The following is an 18,516-nucleotide window of genomic DNA, read 5'->3' as shown; positions in this document are numbered from 1 at the left end:
GAGGTCCGTCAATCAAGGGAGGCTTTGGATGAAGCGAGTTTTGGCCGGTGCATTGGCTGGCGTGTTTGCGATCTCGGCCACGGCGGCGCTGGCGCAAGGCAAGCCTCCACTCAAGCTCGGCGGCATCCTCGACATGTCGAGCCTCTATGCCGACATCACCGGCCCCGGCAGCGAGCTCGCCGCCAAGATGGCGGTGGAGGATTTTGGCGGCGAAGTGCTCGGCCGCAAGGTCGAGATTGTGGTCGCCGATCATCTCAACAAGGCCGATCTCGCCGCCAACATCGCGCGCGACATGCTCGACAACCAGGGCGTCGAGATGATCTTTGACGTCGCGGCGTCGGCAACGGCGCTCGCCGCCGGCGAGATCGCCAAGGCGCGGGGCAAGATCGTAATCTTCAACGGCCCGGGCTCGATCCGCCTCACCAACGAGGCCTGCGGCCCCTACACCGTGCATTATGTGTTCGACACCTTTGCGCAGGCCAATGTCACGGGCCTTGCTGCGGTGAAGTCCGGCCTCGACAGCTGGTTCTTCCTCACCGCAGACTACGCGTTCGGCCAGGATCTGGAAAAGGACACCACCAATGTCGTGGTGAAGTCCGGCGGCAAGGTGCTCGGCAGCGTGCGGCATCCGCTCAACACGTCCGATTTCTCCTCCTTCCTGCTGCAGGCGCAGTCCTCCAAGGCCAAGGTGATCGGGCTTGCCAATGCCGGTGGCGACACTATCAACGCGATCAAGCAGGGCGCCGAGTTCGGCATCACCAAGGGCGGCCAGAAAATCTCGCCGCTGCTCGCCTTCGTCACCGACATCGACAGCGTCGGGCTCGAAACCGCGCAGGGTCTCTTGCTCGCCGAAGCCTTCTATTGGGATCTCAACGACGACAGCCGCGCCTTCTCAAAACGCTTCATGGAGCGCAACAAGGGGCGGGTGCCGACCTCGGCGCAGGCCGGCGTCTATTCCTCCGTGCTGCATTATCTGAAGTCCGTGAAGGCTGCCGGCACCACGGATGCGGCCGCGGTCATGAAGCTGATGAAGGAGACCCCGATCAACGACATGTTCGCCAGGAACGGCAAGATCCGCGACGACGGCCGCATGGTGCACGACATGTACCTGTTCGAGGTGAAGAAGCCGTCGGAGTCGAAGGGCCGCTGGGACGACTACAAGCTGCTCGCGACCGTGCCGGGCAATGAGGCGTTCCAGTCGCTGGACATCTCGCGCTGCCCGCTGGTGAAGAAATAATCCAACAACGAAAGGCTGAAAGCCATGAGCGACAACCAGATGGTCCTTCAATCCCTCGAGCATGGCCTGCTCACCATCACCATGAACCGGCCCGAGCGCCGCAATGCGCTCAATCCCGACATGACGCGCGGCCTGGTCGAGGCGGCGCGGCGGGCGCAGGATGATCCCGAGGTGCGCGCGGTGCTGCTCAAGGGCGCTGGCGGCACGTTCTGCGTCGGCGGCGACGTCAAGTCGATGGCGGAGGGGCGCGCGCCGATGGCGTTCGAAGCCAAGACGGCGACCTTGCGCAAGGGCATGGAGGTCTCGCGCATCCTGCACCAGATGCCGAAGCCCGTGGTGGCGCAGCTCGACGGTGCGGCGGCCGGCGCCGGTCTGTCGATCGCGCTGTCCTGCGACCTGCGCATCGCCAGTGCCTCCTGCAAGATCACCACCGCGTTTGCCAAGGTCGGCTACTCCGGCGACTACGGCGGCACCTATTTCCTGACCCAGATGCTCGGCAGCGCGAAAGCGCGCGAGCTCTATCTGCTGTCGCCGGTGCTGTCGGCGCAGGAGGCCTACAATCTGAATATGGTCAGCAAGGTCGTGCCCGATGCCGATATCGAGGCGGAGGCGCTCGATCTGGCACGGTCGCTTGCGAACGGACCGTCGGTCGCGCTCGGCTACATCAAGCGCAACATCAACAATGCCGAGTCGATGTCGCTGGAGGCCTGCTTCGACGGCGAGGCGATCCATCACTCCCGCGCCGGCGAGACCGCCGACCACAAGGAAGCAGCGAAGGCCTTCGTCGAGAAGCGCAAACCGTCGTTCCTGGGGCAGTAGACCATGGCTGAGTACATGCGGCTGCGGCAGATCTGCCTGGTGGCGCCGCAGCTGGCGCCCGTGATCTCTGATATCACCGAGATCATGGGCCTTAACGTCTGCTATCGCGACGGCAATGTCGCGAAGTACGGACTCGAGAATGCGCTGATGCCGGTCGACACCATCCTGCTGGAGGTCGTCGCGCCCTTCACGATGGGACCGGACACCGCAGCCGGCCGCTTCATCGAGAAGACCGGCGGCCGCGGCGGCTATATGGCGATCTTCTGCTGCGAGGATCCCGATGCGCGCGGCGCGAAAGCCAACGCGATGGGCGTGCGCACCGCCAACGTCATCACGCATGCGCCCTATCACGGCGTGCAACTGCACCCCCGCGACTGCCGCGCCGCCTTTATCGAGTTCAATCACACCGACGGTAGCGACGATGTGCTGGGCCCGTATCCGCCGGCCGGCCCCGATTGGCAGAAAGCAATCCGCAAGGACACGACCTTGGCGCTGACCGAGGTCGAGCTGCAGAGCCCGGAGCCCGCGGCGCTGGCGGCGCATTGGGGCAAGATCGTCGGGGTATCAGCCGATGGGGCCACGGTGAAGCTGCCGAACAGCACGTTTCGCTTCGTGAAGGGCGATGCCGAGATCATGAGCGGGTTGACGTTCAAGGTGGTCGACAAGGCCAAGGTGCTGGCGGCGGCGAAGGTGCGGGGCTGCAAGGTGCAGGGGGACGAGTTCTTCCTGTGTGGGGTGAACTTTCGCCTGGCATGACGACCGTAGCCCGGATGGAGCGAAGCGAAATCCGGGGCCACTCTCGGCGGATGATCCAGCCCCGGATTGCGCTTCGCTCCATCCGGGCTACAAGAAGAAAAACACGGAACGCCCCGCATGTCGCACCCGCTCGATTCCTTCTTCGCTCCCGCAAGCATCGCGCTGATCGGCGCCTCGCGCGATCAGGAGAAGATTCCGGGGCGGCTGTTGTCGATGCTGCGGAAGAACGAATATCCCGGCAAACTCTATCCGATCAATCCGAACTACGACGAGATCGACGGGCTCAAATGCTACAAATCGGTCGGCGAGATCGGTGCGCCCATTGATCTCGCCGTGATCGTGATTCCTGCCCGTGCGGTGTTGCCGGCGCTGGAGCAGTGCGCGGCGGCGGGCGTCAAGAACGCCGTCATCATCTCCTCCGGTTTCGCGGAGGAGGGCGGCGACAGCGCTGCGATGCAGGATGCGATCGTCGCGCTGGCGAAGCGGACGGGAATGCGGATTTCCGGCCCGAATGCCGAAGGATTCATGAGCGAGGTGCAGAAGGTCGCGGCCACCTTCAGCCCGACGGTCGACGTCAAGCCGGGCCATGTGCCGCTGGTCGCCACCAGACGCCGGGTCGGCATTGTCGCGCAAACCGGCGGCATCGGCTTTGCCATCAAGCACCGCGCCAAGGCGATCGGGGTCGCGATCAGCTACGTCGTCAGCGCCGGCAATGAGAGCGATCTCGGCGCCGGCGAATTCCTGGACTATATGGTGCAGGACGCCTCGACTGATGTGATCATGCTGTTCATCGAGGGTATCCGCGACGTCGACAAATTTCTGTCGGCGGCGAAGCGGGCGGCTGAGATGAAGAAGCCCGTCATCGTCACGAAAGTCGGCCGCTCCGGCGCGGGCGAGCGCGCGGCGGCCTCGCACACCGCGAGCATGGCCGGCTGGTCAGCGGCGTATGATGCGGTGTTCGCGAAATATGGCTTCATCGTCTCCAACGATCTCGACGAGGCCGTGACCATCGCGGCTGTGCTGGCGAGCAATCCTTTGCCGAGAGGCGACCGCGTCGCCGTGCTGACCGTGTCCGGCGGCGCCGGCATCTGGGGCGCGGATACGGTGTCGCTGCAGGGCTTGCGGGTGCCGGAATTGTCGGCGGAGGCGCAAGGCAAGATCAAGCAGTGGATGCCGTCCTATGGCGCTGCGGGCAATCCCATCGACGTCACCGCGCAGGGCGTCACCTCCGGCGGCCTGCAGAAGAGCATCGAGCTGTTCGACACATCCGATGAAGTGGATGCGACGCTGGTGGTGCTGTCGCTGTCGAGCGAGACGCGGATGCCGTTCAAGGAGGCCGAGCTGAAGCCGGTCATCGCGGCGCAGAACAAGCCGGTGGTGTTCTACTCCTACACGCTGCCGTCGGACTTTGCGCGGCGCGAGTTTGCGAAATCCGGCGTGGTCGTGCTGTCGGGTCTGACCCATGTCGGCGTCGCGATGAAGCGTTTGACGGAGTATGCGAAGTTTCGGCTGGCGCCGGACGTGGCGCAGACATCGGGCGCACGCGATCTGTCGTGGCATCTGACAGGGAAGACGCTCTCCGAATTCGACAGCAAGTCGCTGCTGCGCGATGCCGGCATCGCGGTGCCGGACGAGACGCTGGTCGCCAACCGCGACGAGCTCGATGCCGCGATCACAGCTGCGGGCTTTCCGCTGGTGATGAAGATCCAGTCGGCGGATATCCCGCACAAGAGCGAGGTCGGCGGTATCAGCCTCAACATCGCGACCAAGGGCCAGGCGTTCACCGCCCATCGCGACATGCTGGAGGCCGTGCAGAAGCAGCGACCAGATGCCAATATCCAGGGCGTGCTGGTCGGGCCGATGGCGAAGAAGGGCGTCGAGATCATCGTCGGCACCATGACGGACGAGACATTCGGGCCGATGGTGATGGTAGGCCTCGGCGGCATCACGACCGAGCTGTTCAGGGACGTCGTTTATCGTCCCGCGCCGGTCAGCACCGATGAGGCGGCGACAATGCTGCAGACGCTGAAGGCCGCGCCGTTGCTGCAGGGGTTTCGCGGCGCGCCGAAGGCGGATGTCGCGACGCTGGCGCGATTGATTTCGGAGATATCAGTGCTGGCGGCGAGCCACGCACACGAGATCGCGGAGATCGAGGTCAATCCGGTGCTGGTGCACCCGGAAGGCCAGGGCGTCACCATCGTCGATGCGCTGGTGGTGCCGAAGGGTTAGCTGGAATTGTAGGGTGGGCAAAGGCGCGCTTGCGCCGTGCCCACCATCCGCGGTGTGCTCGTGAAGGTGGGCACGCTTCGCTTTGCCCACCCTACGAAGCAAGCTGCTTATCTGCCCCTGAAATTCGCCACCCGCCGTTCCGCTGTAGCCTTCACGCCTTCCTTGAAATCCTCGGTCGCGCGCAACTTGGTCTGCTCGACCAGTTCATGGTTGGTCGCGGCCAGCACGCGGTCGGCGAGGTTGCCGCGCATGGTGGCGCGGGTGGAGACGAGGCCGAGCGGAGAGCATTCGGCGATCTCAGCCGCGAGCTTCATCGCCTCAGCGCGCACCTGGTCCTGCGGCACCAGCACATTGGCGAGGCCCCAGCGATAGGCCTCTTCGCCGGTGACGCGGCGGCTGGTGTAGAACATCAGCTCGGCATTGTTCTTGCCGATCAGCTCCGGCAGCGTGGTGGTGAGGCCGAAGCCCGGATGGAAGCCGAGCTTGGTGAAATTCGCCGAGAAGCGGGCTTCGGGGCAGGCGACGCGGAAGTCCGCCGATACTGCGAGGCCGAGGCCGCCGCCGATGGCCGCGCCATGGATCGCGGCGACGATCGGCTTCTTGTTGCGGAAGATGCGCACCGCCTGCACGTAGAGATGATTGATCGGCAGGTTCGACGCCGGGTCGGTCTTGGCGCGCTCTTCCTGCTCCTGTCGGGCCGGGTCGCCGAAATTGGCGCCGGCGCAGAACGCCTTGCCTTGTGCGGCAAGCACCGAGGCGCGAATCTCGATATTGTTGTCGAATTCTTCCAGCGCGTCGGCGATCTGGTTGATCAGCGCGACGTCGAAGAAGTTCAGCGGCGGTTTGCGAATTTCGATCAGGCCGACATGGCCGTGAAGCTCGACGCCGATATCAGTGTATTTGGTCATGATCTGTCCTCGTTGAATTCGTGCAGGCGCGCCTGCGCTAGCGCAGGCCCAAACCGCGGGCGATGATGCCGCGCAGCACTTCCGTGGTGCCGCCCTGGATCGTCAGCTTGGGCGCGGTCTTGATGGCGAAATCGAGCTGCTTTTCCAGCGTCTCGCGGTTGGTCGCGGTCTCCTCGACGAAGGCGGCGAGATCGCGCACGCGATGCGGCAGCTGCTGCTCCCACACCGTGCCGATGTCCTTCACGATCGAGGCCTCCACCACTGGCTCCTTGCCGGCCTGCAGCATGCCCGCCACCGACACCGACATGCGGCGCATGGTGTGGACCTGCGCCACCAGCCGGCCGATGCCCTCGGCGCTCCGGGTGTCCGGATTCTTGCCGACGGCGCGCACGAGCTCAGTGAGCACATAGTAAGTCTCGAGGAAGCGCTCGGGGCCAGAGCGCTCATAGGCGAGTTCGCTCGTCGCCTGCTTCCAGGCGCCGTCGACTTCGCCGAGTACATGATCGTCGGGCACGAAATAGTCGGTGAAGACGACCTCGTTGAACTCGAACTGGCCGGTGATCTGGCCGATCGGGTTCACCTTGATGCCCGGCTGCTTCATCTTGACCAGGAACTGGGTCAGGCCGTGGCGGCGGTTTTCCTTGGTCGGCTGAGAGGTGCGGAAGATCGCGATCATGTAGTCGGCGATATGCGCCGACGAGGTCCAGATCTTGGTGCCGTTGATCAGATAGCCGCCGTCGGTCTTGGTCGCGCGGGTGTTTGCCGCAAACAAATCCGAGCCCGAATTCGGCTCGCTCATGCCGATGGCAAAGCAGATCTCGCCGCGGCAGATCCGCGGCAGGATGTCCATCTTGATATGCTCGGGCGCATACTTCAGCAGCACCGGCCCGCTCTGGCGGTCGGCGACGAAGAAACGCCGGGTCGGTGCGTTCGCGACCCGCATCTCTTCCGTCACCACATAGCGCTCGAGGAACGAGCGCTCCTGGCCGCCATATTTCTTCGGCCAGGTCATGCCGAGCCAGCCCTTGGCGCCGACGCGGCGGGAAAATTCCGGCGCGTCATTGTCCTCGCGGTTCGGGGCATGGGGATCGAACGTGCCGGCGGCGATCTCCTCAGCGAGGAAGGCGCGGACTTCCTTGCGGAGCTGCTCGCATTTTTCGGGCAGGCGGATCGGATCGAAACGAAGGGCTGCGGTCATCTCTGTCTCTTTCCAGTCTCAGCGTGACGCCACCAGCGGCCACAATTCGTCGGCGCCTCTGATGGCAACGAGCTTGCCGAGCTCGACCGCCCAGTAGCTCTCGGAGCCAAAATCGTCGCGCCAGGCCAGCGCGCGCAGCGAGTAGCGATGCAGGATGTGCTCGATGGTGAAGCCGATCGCGCCATGCACCTGATGGGCGATGCCGCCGCCTTTCTCGGCCGCTTCCGAGCAGCGGATCTTTGCCGAGGCGGCCTCCAGGAACACGGCGTCGTCCTTCAGCGATCTTGCGTGGACGATGGTGTCGGCGGCGGACGTGGCCGCAGCCAGTGCGGCTGCGGATTCGCCGGCAAGGCGGGCGAGGTTGTGCTGCACCGCCTGGAATTTCGAGATCTTCTTCTCGAAGGCGATGCGCTCGTTGGAATAGCGCACGGAGATGTCGAGCATCGCTTCCAGCGCGCCGGCGATCTGCAAGGCACGCACCACGCCGCCCATCAGCATCAGCTGGGTCTGGTCGAATCCGGCTGGCGCGGGCCTGGTCGTGATCGGCTGCACCTTGTCGAGCGTGACGGTATCGCTGTGATCGCCGCCGAGGCCGATGCCGGATTCGATCCGGCATCTTGATGCGTCGACCAGCGCGATCGAGTTACCGCTATTGCCGCTCGCCAGCACCGCAAAGTGTTTTGCTTCCTTGGCGAAGGGGACGCCGCGGGCGCGGCCGGACAGGCTGCCGTCGGCGTTCAGCGTGACGCGGTCCTTCGGATTTGCGGGCACCACCGTCATCTCGCCCTCGGGCGAAGACATCTTGCCCTGCGCCAGCAGCCAGCCGGCGAGCATGGTCTCGGCCAGGGGAATCGCGATGGCGTGGCGGCCGGCGACGTTGAGAACGGCAAAGCCTTCGGCGAGGCTGGCGCCGGAACCGCCGAGATCATCAGGCACCCAGGAGAGCGGCAGGCCGGCTTCGGTCAGCGCCTGCCACAGCGGCGCCTTCCATGCGCCCTGCTTGTCGCGATTGATGTCTTGCGCATCGGCGAGATCGGCGAAGATCTTCTCCGCGGTCTCGGCAACAATGTTCTCACTCTCCGCCACGGCGTTCCCTTTGTTGATTGGCGGGGTTGTGCCCGCATTGTTCTGTCTTGCGCTCAATGATGCGGAAAAGCCATAGCCGTGACAAGCGCTGCCCGCAGGGCGGTGTGCTCCGGCGGCATGCGATCAGCCATGCGATGATCAAATTCCGCTCAGCGGATTTCGCAGATTTGCAGGGACTTGCGCGCGCGGTATGGTATCCCACCCAAATCCAATTCAGCCCAAAACAACAAGGAAACGTCGATGTCGAAGGATGGTATGTGCGCGATCGTGACGGGGTCGGCGTCGGGACTTGGCGCCGCCACCGCGCAAATTCTTGCCAAGCCGGGCACGCGCATCATCGTCAACTATTCCAACAGCAAGACCGAGGCTGAGCAGACTGCCGAGCTCTGCCGCAAGCAGGGCGCCGAGGTGCTGGTGGTGCAGGGCGATGTCTCGCGCGACGAGGACTGCAAGAAGATCGCAGCTGCCGCGCAAGGCTGGGGCAAGCTCGACGTGCTCATCAACAATGCCGGCACCACCAAGCATGTGCCGCATCATGATCTCGACGGCCTGTCGGCGGAGGATTTTCAGCGCATCTATGCCGTCAACACGATCGGCCCGTTCCAGATGATCCGCGCCGCGCGCTCGCTGCTGGAAGCCGGCGCCAAGGCATCAGGCATTCCGTCGGCGGTGGTGAACGTGTCATCGGTCGCCGGCATTTCCGGTGGCGGCTCCTCGGTTGCCTATGCCGCGAGCAAGGGCGCGCTCAACACCATGACGCAATCGCTCGGCCGTGCGCTCGCGCCGCTGATCCGCGTCAACACCGTCTGTCCCGGCTATATCGATACGCCCTGGTTCACCAAGGGCCGCGGCGAGGCGGGTGCGAAGCAGGTGCGCGATGCCGTGGTGGCGCGGGTGCCGCTGAAGGTGGCGTCGACCGCGGAGGACATCGCCAATCTCGTCTGCTTCCTGGCGAGCCCGGCGTCGAGCAACATGACCGGCGAGTTCGTCCGCATGGACGCCGGCATGCATTTGATTCAGTGAAGGCAGTGCGCTCTCTGCGTCATGGCCGGGCTTGTCCCGGCCATCCACGTCTTCCTTTTGATGCGTCGCTACAAAGAACGTGGATGCCCGGGACGAGCCCGGGCATGACGATGTTGAAGCAGTCGTGCAGTCGTCTCTACCTGTTACCCGGGTCGGAGATCACGCGGCTTGCGACCAGCCGGTTCCAGATGAACAGCACCACCAGCGCGCCGATCGTAGCGGTGATGAAGCCGGCGCCCTGCTCCGGACCGTAATGGCCGATCGCCTGGCCGATGAAGGTCGCGAGGAACGCGCCGGCGATGCCGAGCACGGTGGTCAGGATGAAGCCTGACGGGTTGTTCGGGCCCGGTGACAGGAGTCGCGCGATGATGCCGGCGACGAAGCCGACGACGATGACCCAGATGATGCCGCCCATGATTGTCGTCCTCTGTTGATCCAAGAAGCGTCGTCAGATCCGACCCGAAAGTTCGTCTTCGCTCGGCAGCCGTCCGTCCGGGGTCAGATGATTGACCGCGTCGGGCAGGTACTGGCTCAGGCCTTGCAGCAAATCGTCGCGCGACATGCCGCTCTGCGAGGCCAGCGAGTCGATCTGGTCGGCGCCGAGCGCACTGGCGAGATCGCCGGGCGAGATCGGCTTGTTCGGTCCGTTGCTGACCCAGGAGCTGGCGGTGTCGCCATGGCCCTTCTGCTGGAACTGGTTGAGGAGGTCGCCGAGGCCACCGCTCAGCACGCTGCCCGCCGCGCCGCCTGCGATCAATCCGCCGAGGCCGCCCTTGAGAACGTCAGACAGCCCGCCACCGCCGCCGGGCAGGCTAGCCGTGACATTGCCGGGAAGTTTTGGCGCCTGTGCAGGCGAGGGCGCCGGCGCGCCGGGTTGACCGCCGGTGAAATGCTTGACGGCTTTCCAGGCAAGCAGTGCCAGGATTGCCATGGTCATCGGCGACATGCCGCCGCCGCTGTCGGATTGTGAGCTCGGCGCGCTCGGACCGCGCGGGCCGTTCTGCATGCCATTGAGGACGTCGAGTAAACCCATAATTGTCTCCTGCAGCGGTCAGCCCCCACGCGGGAAAACATAACGGTGCCCCATGACGGTTACAAGGCGGGCACGACAAGACGGCGCAGCTTCGCTAAAGCGCGATGAAGTTTCATCGCACTTTAGCTCCTTGTTTGGGCATGATCTTTTCGGAAAACCGCTTCACACTTTTCCGGATCATGCCGTAGGCTGCCGCAGATGAACGGACGTACAGAAATCAGCAAGGATCGAACCATCGGCGTCGCCGGTGCCGGCAGCATCGGCTGCTTTGTCGGCGGCATGCTTGCGGCATCGGGACGCAAGGTCGCGCTGCTGGCGCGGCCGCGGGTGGTCGCCGAGATCACGGCGAACGGCTTGCGGCTGAGTAATTTCGATGGCGTGGCGCAGACGATCCCGGCAGCGTCGCTGACGCTGTCGGATGATCCTTCGATCTTTGGCGATGCAGCCGTCGTGCTGGTCACGGTCAAGAGCGCCGATACGCGCGAGATGGCCGCGACTATCGCGCGCCACGCGCCCGATGATGTCGTGGTCGTCAGCCTGCAGAACGGCGTCGGCAATGTCGCGACGCTGCGCGAGCATCTCCCCGGGCGGTGCGTGCTCGGCGGCATGGTGCCATTCAACGTGGTCTCGCTCGGCGAAGGCCGCTTCCATCGCTCGACGTCGGGCGAGATCGTGGTCGCGCAGGATGAGGCCGGGACTGCAGAAGCGCTTTCGGTGCCCGGCCTTACGATGCGCGCCACCGACAATTTCGAGGGCGTGCAATGGGGCAAGCTGATCGTCAATCTCAACAACGCGCTGAATGCGCTCTCCGACATCCCGCTGCGAAGCCAGCTCGCGCAGCGCAGTTGGCGAAGACTGTTTGCCGACCAGATGACGGAGGGGCTGGCCGTGATCCGCGCCGAGGGCATCACGCCGGTGTCGCCGACACCGCTGCCATCGGGCTGGATGCCGCCGCTGCTGCGGCTGCCGGATGCGTTGTTCGAGATGCTGCTCGGCCGCACCATGAAGATCGATCCCGAGGCGCGCTCCTCGATGTGGGAGGATCTGCAGCGCGGCCGCCGCACCGAGGTCGACTATCTGCAGGGCGTGATCACCGAGATGGCCGCGCGCCGCGGATTGCAAGCGCCGCTGTCGCGGCGCATCGTTGAACTGGTGAAGAAAGCCGAAGCCGACGGCAAGGGCTCGCCGGGCCTGTCGCCGGAGCAGATTCGCGGGAGCACATCATGAAGAAGATTTGCATCGCTTGCATCGCGTTCGCCGCAGTCACCGCGTCCGCGCATGCCGCGCCGCCGACGGTGGTCCCGTCCCCCGGCTATGACGCGCGGCTGCAGGAGCAGCGCGCGGCGTCGTCCGCCGCGACGAGTGAGCCTGTCGTCAAGCGGGTCGCGCCACGCCACCACAAGCAACGTCGGATACAGCGTTAAATCTCCGCGTACAGTTCGAGCAGCCTGCCGTCGGGATCACGGAAGAAAGGTGGGGCAGGGCGGTTAGCCGCGCTTGGCGGGCTTGCTCTGTGACGGCTGCGAGGTGAACAGCTTCTTGATGTCGTCGATGCTCTGCGACAGGCGCGGCCATTCGCAGGAGAACGCGTTCTTGGCGCATTGCGCTGCCTTGATGCGTGCGGCCTGCTTGACCGGGCTTGCGACCGGGACCGGCACCTTCTCGGTCTCGCTCCGCAGCGACACTTGCTGGATCGGCGGCTGCGGCACAGGAGGCGGCTGTTGTTGTTGCTGCTCCTGCAGCTGCAACTGCTTGGCGTTGAGCGCGGCTGCGATCTTCGAACGGCGCTGGCCTTCGAGATAGCCGGTATATTCCTGGTCGATCTTCTTCTGCTCGTCCGGCGTCGGATTGGGACCGGCGATATCGAAGGTGCGGTCCTGCATGAAGTCGTAATAGGTGTAACCGCCGCCCAGCTTGCGGCGTCCCGCGAACTTCGCGTTGCATTCGGCGAGCTGCGCGGTTTTGTCTTCCTTGGTCTTCGCCTTCTCGGCGAGATCGGCGCAATCCTCAAAGTCCTTCGGCGCGCTGCGCCACCATTGCGCGTGCGCATGCAGGGGCGCCAGCACGAAGCAGGCGGCCAGCGCAAAGGCACACGCTGATGGTCGTGATGGGATCACGGACATTGCGACAGACTCAACCGACACAGATTTTCCGGATTGTCGCCATTTCGGCGCCGCTTGTCACCCCGGAATTCAGGATTTCCCAAGACCCGCACGCGACAAAGTTCCCGCTGTGTCTGACGAGGCACAGCGCTGTCTTATTGGAATGTCTCAGGAATTCGCGGCCTATGCAGTCTGCGCCATCTTTTGTGGCATTTTTGCAGGACGTTATTTCACCGCACCTTGTGAAACAGCGCGACCAGTTCCGCCTGGCGATGCGTGCCGGTCTTCTGGAAGATCGCCTTGAGCTGGTTGCGCGCTGTCGCAATCGCGACGCCAATGTCCTCCGCTGCATCCTCGAGCGAGTCGCCGCGCGCGAGCTTTGCAGCGAGGCGCGCCTGCGCCGGTGTCAGCTCGAATGTGGTGGCGAGCAAATTCTGATCGAAGGTGACGTTGCCTTCGAGATCGCGGATCAACAGGATCGCGCGCGCGCCGAGGAAGGGCGAGCGCGCCGCCGGCGGCACCGGCTGCAGCTGGATCACGATCGGGCGCTTGTCGATCCGGCGCAGGATGATCGGCGCAGACGGGATCGTCAGCAGGTCCGATGTCGCGCAGAGCTGGTCGATCAATCGCGCCAGCTCGACATTGGCGTGGCGGTCGCGCAGCGTGAGGCGGTTGTTGCGGATCGCGAGGTCGTGGCCGAGGCAAGCCTGCGCCTGGTTGTTCATGCCGATGATCACGCCGAAGCGGCTGACGGCGATGGCGGCGACCTGGATCAGGTCGAGCGCATTGGTGACGCCTGCGACGGCCGAGCGGCCGACAGCGGTGGAGAGCGTCGCGGCTTCGGTGAGCCGACCTGCCAGCCTTGACAGCGCCTTCAGTTCGTCGGGCCCGAACATGCCTTCCTTCGGCGAGCGCTGGATCGTCAAGCCCCACAGTGCCGGGCCGGCGCGGAAGCCGACAGCGGCAAACCACTTCAACCCGAACTCGCCGAGACTGGTGTAGAGAGGGTCGCGCATCATCTCAGCTTCTGACCCGAACAGGTCGTCATCCGCGATGACGTCCACACCGGCCAGGAAGCGCGGCACGCCGCGCGCGGCGCGAATGTCGGTGAGATGGAGGTTCTGGGGGAAATAGCACTTCTTGAAATATTCGGTGACCGACTCCGTGCGCGGGATGTCCTCGGTGCGGATGTCGCTCTGGAGCATCGCCGCGCCGGTCGCTCCGACTGCGCTGCAGAGATCATCCATAAAGGTGGTCCAGCCCGCGGGATCGAGCACCACATCGCTGAGACGTGCGGCCACATCATCAAGCTTGCGCAGGTCAACCAATCCAATGCTCCAGCATCAAACCTTGGTTCGCGAGGCGAAACGTGCCGCACGCGCATGCGCTCGCTGAGAATGACTAGAAAAGCAGCGGGCGGACGACTTGCAAGTTAAATCAGCTTAATTGGTCAATCTGCGAAGTGGTTCACACTTTGCCGCGGTGCGAATGACCTGAGAGTGCGACGCGGCAAAACGCGGCCGTCGCCGCCACGATCTCCTCGACCGGTTGCGGATAGCCCTTCGACACCCAGCGCAGCGCAATGCTGATGACGGCGCCGACCATGCCGGTCGACAGCAGGTTTTGTCCCCGGTCCGCGTGCGGCGCGATATCGGGCGGCGGCACCAGGATCTCGCTGAAGGTGCGTGATACGGTCAGCTTCACGGCATCGACCGCCGGGCTGATGCCGGAGATTTCCAGCAGGAACACCCGCGCCGGGCGGGGGTGTTCGCGCAGGCGGGTGAAATAGAGCGTGAGCGCGGCCGTCATCCGCGCTTCGGGATCGCCGGCGCAGGCATCGGCCGCGGCCGCCATGTCGGCATGCAGGGTGTCGCAGACATGCATATAGGCCGCGATCAGCAGTGCTTCGCTGTTGGCAAAGGATTCGTAGAAATAGCGCTCGGTCAGCTCGGCCGCTTCGCACACGGCCTTTACGGTCGCGTTGCGGTAGCCGACCTCGCCATAAACCTCGATCGCCGCCTGGATCAGCCGCAGGCGCCGTTCCGCCTGCCGTTCCTCGGCCGCCATGCCCGCATAGAGGCGCGAATTTCGACTGCTCGCCATGGAATCCAGATTGACACGCCTCATTGTCAGATGCAAGATATTGACAAGGAAGATTGTCAGATAGGGAGGTCGATGCATGCCCTCGCATTTCGACGTGCTGATCGTAGGCGCAGGCCTCTCCGGCATCGGCGCTGGCTATCATCTGCAGACCAAATGCCCGGATCGCTCCTACGCGATCCTCGAGGGACGCGACTGCATTGGCGGCACCTGGGATCTGTTCCGCTATCCCGGCATCCGTTCCGACTCCGACATGTACACGCTGGGTTATTCGTTCCGGCCCTGGACGGAAGCCAAGGCGATCGCCGACGGATCGTCGATCCTGAACTATGTGCGCGAGACCGCTGCGATCAACGGCATCGACAAGCACATTCGTTTCAACCACCGCGTGGTGCGCGCCGACTGGTCCTCAGTGGAGTCGCAATGGACGGTCGAGGTCGAGCGCGGGCCGGAGAAGACGGTCGAGCGTCTGACCTGCAATTTCCTGTTCATGTGCAGCGGCTACTACAAATACGAGCAGGGCTATACGCCTGACTTCCCCGGCATCGCCGACTATGCCGGCCACGTCGTGCATCCGCAAAAATGGACCGACGACATCGACTATGCCGGCAAGAAGGTGGTGGTGATCGGCAGCGGCGCCACCGCGGTGACGCTGGTGCCGGAGATGGCGAAGACCGCAGAGCATGTCACGATGCTGCAGCGCTCGCCGACCTACGTGGTCGCGCGTCCCGACAAGGACAAGATCGCCGACTGGCTGCGTGCCCGGCTGCCGGCGAAGCTCGCCTACGGCATCACGCGCTGGAAGAACGTGCTGCTCGGGATGTATTTCTATCGCCTCTGCAAGCGCAGTCCGGAGAAGGTCAAGAATCTGATCCTCGGCGGCGTGCGCCACGCGCTTGGCCCGGATTACGACGTCGCCACGCACTTTACGCCGCGCTACAAGCCGTGGGACCAGCGGCTCTGCCTGGTGCCGAACGGCGACCTCTTCGAGTCGATCAGGAGCGGAAAATCCTCCGTCGTCACCGATCAGATCGAGACCTTCACGGCTGAGGGCATCAAGCTCGCATCAGGCAAGACGCTTGATGCCGACGTCGTCGTGACCGCGACCGGCCTCGACCTGCAGGTGCTCGGCGGGCTCAATGTCAGCGTCGACGGCACGCCAATCGATTTCTCCAAGACGCTGAACTACAAGGGGCTGATGTACAGCGGCGTGCCGAATCTGGCCGCCGCGTTCGGCTACACCAACGCGTCCTGGACGCTGAAATGCGACCTGACCTGCGACTATGTCTGCCGCCTGCTCAACTACATGAAGGCCAACGACTACGCGCAAGTGACGCCGCGCCGCAATGATCCCACGATCACCGAAATGCCGTGGGTCGATTTCTCCTCCGGCTATGTGCAGCGCGCGATCGCGAAAATGCCGAAGCAGGGCTCGCGGCGGCCATGGCGGCTCTACCAGAATTACGCGCTCGATATCGTGACCCTGCGCTTCGGCGCGCTGAAGGACGGCGCGCTGGAATTCCTGGCCGCGCGGAAACAGCCGGTCGCGGCCGGTTCGGCTGCGAAGCCGGCGGGGCAGGCGGTCTAGGACCACGTCTCGCTCGTTGCTTTACCTCCCCTTGAAAAGGGGAGGTCGGATTGCGCGCGAGCGCAAGCCGGGTGGGGATCATGTCTCTCCAGAGAGTTCAGTGCGCGTGGCGTGACCCCCAACCCAACCTTCCCCCTTTCAGGGGGAAGGGGCCAACGGCCGGTGCAAGGTTCACAATCTTAGCGTGATGCGGCGGCTGCGCTGCGGTCATGGGAGACCGCAGCGTTCGCGCGAGCGCGGCCTATCCAAATCCATTATAGCTGATCCTCTGCGATTGAATTTCCGCGGGGCTTCGAACCGGTGCAGGTTCGCGTGCCCGCGGGACAGCGGGAGGAGCATCTGCAAATGGATAACATCACCACGGCGATGACGCGTGTGCCGAAGCCGGATCAGGCGCTGATCGAGGCTTTTCGGGTCGCGCCGACGTCGATCATCTCGGACAATCTCGCGCGGCTCAATGGCTGCGTCGGCTTGCGGCCGTTCCACCGCGGCGGACGCCTCGTCGGCACCGCGTTCACTGTGCGAACGCGGCCGGGCGATAATCTCGCGATCCATCGCGCGCTCGAGTTGGTCGGGCCGGGCGATGTCATCGTGGTCGACGGCGGCGGTGACGAGTCGCGCGCGCTGGTCGGTGAGATCATGAAGAACATCGCCGAGTGGCGCGGCGCCGCGGGCTACGTCATCGACGGCGCGATCCGCGATGTCGCGGCCTTCGCTGATGGCGATTTTCCCTGCTTTGCCCGCGCGGTGATCCATCGGGGCCCCTACAAGAGCGGCCCCGGCGACATCAACATTCCGGTCTCGGTCGGCGGCACCGTGATCTCGCCGGGCGATTTCGTGGTCGGCGACGAGGATGGCGTGGTGTCATTCCCCGCTGCGTCCGCGCCGAAATTGCTGGAGGCCGTTCGTGCGCAGATCGCGCGCGAGGAAGAGACGCTCAAGGCGATCCGCGAGGGCCGCTACCAGGGCTCTTACGGCAAATCCTGACCGATACGCAGACAACCAAGAGAGCGACATGAGCCAGAAAAGTGAATTCCACAACCTCGACAAGCCCGATGATGGCCTGTTTCGCGAGCTTGCCGCCGGCGTGACGACGCGGATCTTTGCCGGCGAGCAGGCCATGCTCTCGGTGGTGACGCTGGCGCCGCACGCGCAGGGCACGCTGCACCATCATCCCGAGGAGCAATGGGGCGTGCTGCTGGATGGCTCCGCGATCCGCGTCCAGGGCAGTGAGGAGATCAGCGTGAGCAAGGGCGATTTCTGGCGCACGCCGGGCAATGTGCCGCATACGATGCGGGCTGGACCTGACGGCGCGCGCGTGCTCGATATCTTCAGCCCGCCGCGGCCGGAATACAAAAAGCCGGGATCGGGTTTTGGGACGACCTGACGGCAGCGCAATAACAAAACAGAGCGCGCCGGCATCATCGGGAGGGGACAGATGACGATCACAAGACGCACGTTGCTGGCGGCGTCGGCGGCCTTCGTTGCCGCGCCGGCGCTGGCACAATCCAAGACCATGACGCTGGTGGTGCCGTTTCCGCCGGGCGGCTCGACGGACGCGCTGGCGCGGCTGCTGCAATCCAATCTGCAAACCAAGCTCGGCCGCGTCGTGGTGGTCGAGAACAAGTCTGGCGCCGCCGGTGCGCTCGGTGCAGCCCAGGTCGCCAAGAGCGCGCCCGACGGCTCGTCGTTCCTGGTGACGTTCGATTCCCACGCCGTGATCCCGACGATCCTCGACAAGCCGCCGGTCGACGTCGAGAAGGACCTGATCCCGGTGTTCCTGGTCGGCACCGCGCCTTACGTGATCGCGGCCAATGCCGGCAAACCCTACAAGAGCTTTGCCGACGTCATCGCCGCCTGCAAGGCGAGCCCCGGCGCGGTCAAATATGCCTCCGTCGGCATCGGCACGCTCGGCCATCTCGCGATGACCGTGCTCGGCAAGAAAGCCGGTGTCGAGATCATGCATGTGCCCTATCGCGGCGGCGGACCTGCGATGAATGACGTCCTCGGCGGCCATGTCGATCTGATCGCGGGCTCGGCCGCGCTGGTCGCGGCGCAACTCGGCACCAACATGCTGCGCCCGATCCTGCAGCTCGGCCGCGAGCGGCTGCCGATCCTGCCGGATACGCCAACGGCGATCGAGGCGGGCTTCCCGGATTTCGAGACGCTGGCCTGGTGGGGCGTGTTCGCGCCCGCAGGCACGCCACCCGACATCGTCGCCGGCATGGCGAAATCGGTGAAGGAGATCTTGAGCGAGCCGTCGATCTCGGCCCAGCTCAAGGACACCCAGCAGATGACGCTGCTGCTCGAGGACGGGGCTGCGTTCAAGACGTTCTTCGACAAGCAGGTGGCGTATTGGGGTATCCATTCGGCGTAGGCCGCAGGGTTACCGCTTGAGCAGTCCAGGGTTCTCTTTGTAGAAGCTGATCAGCTCGAT

19 protein-coding genes are annotated in these 18,516 nt (G+C 64.5%); 11 read left to right on the top strand and 8 right to left on the bottom strand.

What is annotated here, in order from left to right; genetic code table 11:
* Nucleotides 1-28: 28 nt before the first annotated feature.
* From JQ604_RS35160 to JQ604_RS35145, 4 genes are all read left to right on the top strand, one after another.
* The gene (locus tag JQ604_RS35160) at nt 29-1,237 is read left to right on the top strand and encodes an ABC transporter substrate-binding protein (RefSeq protein ID WP_212365318.1); all 1,209 of its coding nucleotides are present in this window, start codon (nt 29-31) and stop codon (nt 1,235-1,237) included.
* A gap of 24 nt (nt 1,238-1,261) precedes the next feature.
* Nucleotides 1,262-2,056, top strand: coding sequence for an enoyl-CoA hydratase (locus JQ604_RS35155; RefSeq protein WP_212365317.1), 795 nt, complete (start codon nt 1,262-1,264; stop codon nt 2,054-2,056).
* Nucleotides 2,057-2,059: 3 nt separating this feature from the next.
* Nucleotides 2,060-2,812, top strand: a complete 753-nt coding sequence (locus JQ604_RS35150) for a hypothetical protein (RefSeq protein WP_212365316.1) — start codon at nt 2,060-2,062, stop codon at nt 2,810-2,812.
* A 117-nt stretch (nt 2,813-2,929) separates the two neighbouring features.
* Nucleotides 2,930-5,041 (top strand): acetate--CoA ligase family protein, encoded by a 2,112-nt coding sequence (locus JQ604_RS35145; RefSeq protein ID WP_212365315.1) that lies wholly within the window; start codon nt 2,930-2,932, stop codon nt 5,039-5,041.
* Between the two features lie 107 nt (nt 5,042-5,148).
* Here JQ604_RS35145 and JQ604_RS35140 read toward each other — a convergent pair whose 3' ends face one another.
* The 3 genes from JQ604_RS35140 to JQ604_RS35130 are packed head-to-tail and all read right to left on the bottom strand — an operon-like array spanning nt 5,149 to nt 8,233.
* The gene (locus JQ604_RS35140; protein WP_212365314.1) at nt 5,149-5,949 is read right to left on the bottom strand and encodes an enoyl-CoA hydratase/isomerase family protein; all 801 of its coding nucleotides are present in this window, start codon (nt 5,947-5,949) and stop codon (nt 5,149-5,151) included.
* Nucleotides 5,950-5,986: 37 nt separating this feature from the next.
* The gene (locus JQ604_RS35135; protein WP_212365313.1) at nt 5,987-7,147 is read right to left on the bottom strand and encodes an acyl-CoA dehydrogenase family protein; all 1,161 of its coding nucleotides are present in this window, start codon (nt 7,145-7,147) and stop codon (nt 5,987-5,989) included.
* Between the two features lie 18 nt (nt 7,148-7,165).
* Complete coding sequence (locus JQ604_RS35130) at nt 7,166-8,233, bottom strand: acyl-CoA dehydrogenase family protein (protein ID WP_212365312.1); 1,068 nt, start codon at nt 8,231-8,233, stop codon at nt 7,166-7,168.
* A gap of 240 nt (nt 8,234-8,473) precedes the next feature.
* Here JQ604_RS35130 and JQ604_RS35125 point away from each other — a divergent pair, with 240 nt between their 5' ends.
* Entirely contained in the window at nt 8,474-9,256 is a 783-nt protein-coding gene (locus JQ604_RS35125) for an SDR family NAD(P)-dependent oxidoreductase (RefSeq protein WP_212365311.1), read from the top strand.
* Between the two features lie 136 nt (nt 9,257-9,392).
* Here JQ604_RS35125 and JQ604_RS35120 read toward each other — a convergent pair whose 3' ends face one another.
* Complete coding sequence (locus JQ604_RS35120; RefSeq protein WP_212365310.1) at nt 9,393-9,671, bottom strand: GlsB/YeaQ/YmgE family stress response membrane protein; 279 nt, start codon at nt 9,669-9,671, stop codon at nt 9,393-9,395.
* A 33-nt stretch (nt 9,672-9,704) separates the two neighbouring features.
* The gene (locus JQ604_RS35115) at nt 9,705-10,289 is read right to left on the bottom strand and encodes a YidB family protein (protein ID WP_212365309.1); all 585 of its coding nucleotides are present in this window, start codon (nt 10,287-10,289) and stop codon (nt 9,705-9,707) included.
* A gap of 216 nt (nt 10,290-10,505) precedes the next feature.
* Here JQ604_RS35115 and JQ604_RS35110 point away from each other — a divergent pair, with 216 nt between their 5' ends.
* Entirely contained in the window at nt 10,506-11,516 is a 1,011-nt protein-coding gene (locus JQ604_RS35110) for a 2-dehydropantoate 2-reductase (protein WP_212365376.1), read from the top strand.
* Complete coding sequence (locus tag JQ604_RS35105) at nt 11,513-11,713, top strand: hypothetical protein (protein ID WP_212365308.1); 201 nt, start codon at nt 11,513-11,515, stop codon at nt 11,711-11,713. The genes JQ604_RS35110 and JQ604_RS35105 overlap by 4 nt, the downstream gene beginning before the upstream one ends.
* Before the next feature lie 63 nt (nt 11,714-11,776).
* Here the strand turns inward: JQ604_RS35105 and JQ604_RS35100 are convergent, their stop codons facing one another.
* The 3 genes from JQ604_RS35100 to JQ604_RS35090 form a co-directional block, all read right to left on the bottom strand.
* Nucleotides 11,777-12,412 (bottom strand): hypothetical protein, encoded by a 636-nt coding sequence (locus tag JQ604_RS35100; protein ID WP_212365307.1) that lies wholly within the window; start codon nt 12,410-12,412, stop codon nt 11,777-11,779.
* A 209-nt stretch (nt 12,413-12,621) separates the two neighbouring features.
* Complete coding sequence (locus JQ604_RS35095) at nt 12,622-13,719, bottom strand: helix-turn-helix transcriptional regulator (protein WP_212365306.1); 1,098 nt, start codon at nt 13,717-13,719, stop codon at nt 12,622-12,624.
* A gap of 139 nt (nt 13,720-13,858) precedes the next feature.
* Nucleotides 13,859-14,494: a TetR/AcrR family transcriptional regulator gene (locus JQ604_RS35090; protein WP_212365305.1), complete on the bottom strand. Its 636-nt coding sequence runs from the start codon at nt 14,492-14,494 to the stop codon at nt 13,859-13,861.
* Between the two features lie 76 nt (nt 14,495-14,570).
* Here JQ604_RS35090 and JQ604_RS35085 point away from each other — a divergent pair, with 76 nt between their 5' ends.
* The 4 genes from JQ604_RS35085 to JQ604_RS35070 all read left to right on the top strand — a co-directional run bounded on the left by JQ604_RS35085 (nt 14,571) and on the right by JQ604_RS35070 (nt 18,456).
* A complete protein-coding gene (locus JQ604_RS35085) occupies nt 14,571-16,079 on the top strand; it encodes a flavin-containing monooxygenase (protein WP_212365304.1) in 1,509 nt (502 codons plus the stop codon).
* A gap of 345 nt (nt 16,080-16,424) precedes the next feature.
* Nucleotides 16,425-17,066, top strand: a complete 642-nt coding sequence (locus tag JQ604_RS35080; RefSeq protein WP_249159114.1) for an RraA family protein — start codon at nt 16,425-16,427, stop codon at nt 17,064-17,066.
* 28 nt (nt 17,067-17,094) lie between these two features.
* Nucleotides 17,095-17,466: a dimethylsulfonioproprionate lyase family protein gene (locus tag JQ604_RS35075; RefSeq protein WP_212365303.1), complete on the top strand. Its 372-nt coding sequence runs from the start codon at nt 17,095-17,097 to the stop codon at nt 17,464-17,466.
* Nucleotides 17,467-17,517: 51 nt separating this feature from the next.
* On the top strand, nt 17,518-18,456 hold the full coding sequence (locus tag JQ604_RS35070; RefSeq protein ID WP_212365302.1) for a tripartite tricarboxylate transporter substrate-binding protein: 939 nt from the start codon (nt 17,518-17,520) through the stop codon (nt 18,454-18,456).
* Nucleotides 18,457-18,516 lie beyond the last annotated feature (60 nt).

It is taken from the genome of Bradyrhizobium jicamae, from assembly GCF_018130695.1.
Lineage (GTDB): Bacteria > Pseudomonadota > Alphaproteobacteria > Rhizobiales > Xanthobacteraceae > Bradyrhizobium > Bradyrhizobium jicamae_B.
This window is presented reverse-complemented; position numbering and strand designations above follow the sequence as displayed.